The sequence below is a fragment of the Pacificibacter sp. genome (genome assembly GCF_039769035.1).
Lineage (GTDB): Bacteria > Pseudomonadota > Alphaproteobacteria > Rhodobacterales > Rhodobacteraceae > Celeribacter.
In genome coordinates, this window is record NZ_JBDMZG010000223.1 from 1 (window position 1) to 4,825 (window position 4,825).

3 protein-coding genes and 1 pseudogene are annotated in these 4,825 nt (G+C 51.3%); 1 reads left to right on the forward strand and 3 read right to left on the reverse strand.

Going from position 1 to position 4,825, the window contains the following annotated elements; translation table 11 throughout:
• On the forward strand, positions 1 to 980 hold a 980-nt coding region (locus ABF287_RS17275; protein ID WP_347186239.1), incomplete at its 5' end, for an ABC transporter permease.
• 238 nt (positions 981 to 1,218) lie between these two features.
• On the opposite strand, the pseudogene ABF287_RS17280 reads toward ABF287_RS17275, so the two are convergent.
• The 3 genes and pseudogenes from ABF287_RS17280 to ABF287_RS17290 form a co-directional block, all read right to left on the reverse strand.
• Positions 1,219 to 2,371: pseudogene (locus ABF287_RS17280) on the reverse strand (IS3 family transposase).
• 266 nt (positions 2,372 to 2,637) lie between these two features.
• The gene (locus tag ABF287_RS17285) at positions 2,638 to 4,095 is read right to left on the reverse strand and encodes a tetratricopeptide repeat protein (RefSeq protein WP_347186240.1); all 1,458 of its coding nucleotides are present in this window, start codon (positions 4,093 to 4,095) and stop codon (positions 2,638 to 2,640) included.
• A gap of 428 nt (positions 4,096 to 4,523) precedes the next feature.
• Positions 4,524 to 4,825: hypothetical protein (locus tag ABF287_RS17290; RefSeq protein WP_347186241.1), on the reverse strand; the 302-nt coding region annotated here is incomplete at its 5' end.

Below are 4,825 nucleotides of genomic sequence, written 5' to 3' on the forward strand. Positions count from 1 at the left end.
CGGCCAAGGGCAAGGGGGCTGTCGTGACCGACGAGATGCGCAAGGCCAGGCAGGCAGCCAAAGCCAAGCGCGCCGCCCTGAGCGAGAGGGCAGCCAAGGGCAAGGGGGCTGTCGTGACCGAAAAGGTGCCTCAAGCCCAAGTTGCTCCTATAACCACAGATCTGCCACTGGCTCAGAATAAGTTTCTTGATCAGGACGGGATGCGCGCGCGCAAATTTAAGACGGCCCGGACAATGTTTGCGCTTATGTTGCGTGAAATGTCAGCGACATATGGCAGTTCGCCTGGCGGGTATTTATGGGTTGTGCTTGAACCAGCCCTTGCATTGGCAATGCTGAGCTACGTGTTTTCTTTTTTCCTGAAAACGCCACCCTTTGGGGATAGCTTTCCGCTTTTCTATGCAACAGGGTATCTGCCCTTTGTGTTGTTTATAGACATTTCAAATAAGACGGCGACTTCTTTGAAATTCTCACGACAATTGCTCCAATATCCTGCTGTTACCTTTGTTGATGCGATGATCGCCCGGGGGTTTCTGCACTTTCTAACCCATCTGTCTACCTCCTATATCGTCTTCATTGGCATGGTGGTTATTTTGAAACTAAATCTTACGCCTGACTATGTCGCAGTTGCGAAAGGCTTTTTTATTGGTGGCGTTTCTGCGTTCGGTTTAGGGTGTCTGAACTGCTATGTGATGATGACCTTTGTGGCGTGGGAACGGATCTGGCAGATCTTGACGCGCCCCCTTCTTTTCGTATCTGGAGTTCTTATTCCCTTTGATAGTATGCCTCTATTTGCGCAGGATATCCTCTGGTGGAATCCTATTGTTCATGTGGTGGGGTATCTGCGTAAAGGTATGTATGCGCCAATGTACGAGGGGGACTATCTATCGGTGCTTTACCCTGTCTTCTTCGGGCTGCTCCTGATGGCTTTCGGACTACTCTTTCTATTGCGTAACAACCAAAAGCTCCTTGAAGGCCTATAGGGGACTGTTGCATGAGTTCCGTCAGTCAAAAACGGTTGAGATTTTCGTTCATATTAAGCAACCTCTGACCTCTGACCTCTGGTTAATCAACCGGATCACGCAATGGGGTCGCTTACGGCTGTGGGCTATTCAGTTTATGGCCGTTGACGATGGTTGAGATGACGTCAGGCAATCCCCCAAAGGGCATTGGCGGGGTCACTGAGCTACTCTCCATTTGTTGGACAGGTTCTGGCGTAATTTAAGCTACTCTTTGCACCTGCTGATCGTGGTTGTTTGTTTCATTTCTCTGCCAGTAGACCACAGCGGGTGGTTTGCCGCCAAGCGCAGAATGTGGACGCTTGTGATTGTAGAACTCGATCCACTCTCTGATTCCAGCCTTCGCCTCGGATCCGGTTTCCCAAGCATGCAGGTAGACACATTCATATTTCAGTGACCGCCACAGCCGTTCGACGAAGATGTTGTCGAGAAAGCGGCCCTTGCCATCCATCGAGATGCGCACGTTTGAGCGCCGCAATCTGTCCGTCCAAACAAACGACGTGAACTGGCTGCCCTGATCGGTATTCATGATCTCTGGCGGGCCGAACTTGTGGATGGCTTCGTTCAACGCATCGACGCAAAACTCAGCTTCCAGCGTGTTCGATATCCGCCACGCCAGCACCTTGCGCGTGTGCCAGTCCATAATGGCCACCAGATAGAGGAAGCCGCGCTGCATGGGTAGGTAGGTGATGTCAGCGCACCAAACCTGGTTGGGCCGATCCACGCGGAGACCGCGCAGCAGATACGGGTAAGTCTTGTGCCCCTTGGCCGCCTTACTGGTGTTAGGTTTCTGATAGATCGGCATAAGGCCCATCAACCGCATCAAGCGTCTGATCCGCTTTTCGTTCACAAGATGATCTTCATTGCGCAGATGCCATGTCATCTGACGCACACCGTTAAACGGGGTCTCCAGGAACTGCTTATCGATCAGACGCATCAGATCGAGGTTCATCTCCGTCTCGCCCTTTGGCTCTTTTAAAACGATGATCGCGAGATCGACAGCAACGCGCATTGCTTGCCAACTGACAGCCCGGGCAGGTTCGGTTCAATCATCTTGCGCCTCACTTGCCGGTCCAGGGTTTGAGCTTTCTGGCCGAAAAATCGTTGGCGACGGCCAACTCCCCTATCTTGGCATGGAGGTCTTTCACCTTTTCCTCATCGATCTCGGGTGTTTTGCGGCTGCCCCGTTCGAACACGCCCGACGCGCCCTCAAGCAAAGCCCGTTTCCATTGGTGGATCATCGTCGGGTGAACCCCGAACCGGCTGGCCAGCTCGCTGACCGTCTCCTCGCCCTTCAGCGCCTCCAACGCGACCTTGGCCTTGAACTCTGGGTGATGTTGCTTCCGTTTCGACATGTCTGATCTCCTTTGTGTTGAAGATCAACAGACAACAAATCGTAGCTTACGTCTGTGTCCGAATTTCGGGGGGTAGCTCACACATCGGTAATGAAACTGAAAACAGCCGCCCGAATTCTACGGCTGGTCCCCATTAAAAATAGGGGGATTACCACAGGACCGGCATCATGCTGAGCCAACAATTGGACGCAACATGTTTGTGCCATTGGTATTCCAGCCCGGCGACGCGCTCTTGCTTGATTGGAGCGAAGACCGGGCCACTATCGTCATCTATCGGTCAACAGTTTTTTGTAGGTTTCATTTTCCGGATCAGCTGCGACCGCAGCCTGAAGTGCCTCCAAGGCAAGCTCTGTATTCCCGGCAACGTTTTCCAACTTATGGGTCAGAAAATAGGCCTTATGAGGAATTAAACCAGCCGCTGTAGCAGCCGATAAGGTCGCGCGCGCTGTGTCAAGATCACGGTGGGCCATCAAGAGGTTCACCAAGACAGATGTATTTTGTTCGTTGTTTGGATCAATCGCGAAGAGTTGCTGGCTGACATCAATCGCGGCATCAAAATCCTTAACCTTGCGGTAACATGTGGCCAGCGGAAATAGAAACTCCGGTAGGGGTTCTGCCGCGACGATATGCTGGAGCACCGGTAGTGCGTCCTGATGGGCACCACGTTTCATCATCAGATTAACAATTCTGCGCATAATCGAGATATCGGGGTTAAGATCATTCTCAATAACCGCTTTAAGAGCAACCTCACACCCAGCATCATCGAGCGATTCCGCCATCACAAGCAAAGTTGAACGCGCAATTTCACGCGCCAGCTCAACACCATAATCTTCCGTGAATGGCGTCGCAATTTGGGGCTTTGGAGTATAGTCCCACTGATATTGAGCCTCGGGCGGCAGGGATAGATTAAGCGTATCTGCAGTTGGTCGCACCCCCCTTTCAAAGCCCGCGATATCGTCAGCCGACGGGCTGGGTTGAGGCATTTTTGCTTCTGATGTGGCATCAACCAAACGCCGGATATAGTTTGTGTTCTCTGTTAGCTTTAGCCCTTCATAGGCGCTCGACATCCCGCGAATAATGCCCACTTCAAACGCGCCAATGCTCCGGTTCACCTGCCGCGCAGGGATTGTCAGAGCCTCTGCACTTGGCAGTAACAGAAACTTTGCAACGTGATCCAACAAAGTTTTCCGCACGCGGGAATAATTATGGAGCGTAAGATTGAACCCGAATTTCTCACAGTTTGCAATCAATTGTTGGATCCTGGTTAAATGACCTTTGTGCTGCGTGATTGCAGGGCCAGCCCAGTAACTTGAGCTATCGAGACCTTCCCCACGCATTTGCATATTTTGCAGATAGGTAGATTGCGCCATTTCAATGGGATCACGGATAAAAAACAGCAACTCGATTGGCTTGCTAACGCGCTTTGACATGGCTGCGACAGATTCACAAAATGACGGGTCGCGAAATTTTTGCCATAAATCTTCGCCTGAAAAGAGCTGCGAATTTTCGCTTTCAAAACCCGCTAGATTTTTTTCGAGCATGCTCAAGAAAACGGCGCGGTTTCCCGATGTTGTCTCGCCCGCTTCTGCAGAACGTAAAAAGCGCCGAGAGCCGGGATATTCAATGCCAGTGGTTTCGAGGTGCTCAACATTGCGTGCAAATACAGACTGAAGGTAACTGGTACCTGTTTTGCCATGACCAATGTGTAAAAAAATCTTTGCCATGGAGACGTGCCAATCTAATTTTATCGTGTGGTTAGATGTTCAAAATGTCGGGGCCATCGAGGCCCTCACTGTGCCGCTTTTTTCATTCGGCGCACAAGAAGGTTGACCAAGTGCTTGGCGCGCTGGTTTCGATCCATTTCCCCGACTTGGAGTGTATTCGCAAAAAGCGTTTGCAGCGGTTGTGAAGGCCCAGAACGCACATGGCGTCTTCGCCAAATTGATCCCGAAAATGACTAAGAAGCGTCGTTCCACCAGTTTTAGGTATATGGGAAAATAAAATACGGGGCGTGGTCAACAGGACGTTCCTTATTCGTTTTACCCAACATTTCCCAAAATATAGGGCGTTTGAAAGAGCATGATTAACGCTGTGTGGATCCTATGCGAATGGGTTAACGCATACAACCACTTCACTATCTTGGCCTATACGGTCAAATCCTAAAAACGCGCCAAGGTGCCTTGCGCAAGGCCTGCAGTTTCGCATCAAGAGCCTGATAAGCCGCGAGGTTTTTAGCGGCTTCAGCTGTTGCATTGGCAACATCTGCCTGCAGCGCCTGATAGGCAGCGAGGTTTTTATCGGCTTCAGCGATGGCATTGGCGACATCTGCTTTCAGGGCCGCAATGGCCGTGTCTTTGCCTGCCGCAATCTCGCTCAGGTCTTGATAGGCGGCGAAGTTTTTATCGGCTTCAGCGATGGCATTGGCGACATCTGCTTTCAGGGCCGCAATGGCCG

Coding starts and splice junctions, on each gene's coding strand:
- ABF287_RS17285 (WP_347186240.1), bottom strand. CDS start 4,095: ATGGCAAAGATTTTTTTACACATTGGTCATGGCAAAACAGGTACCAGT.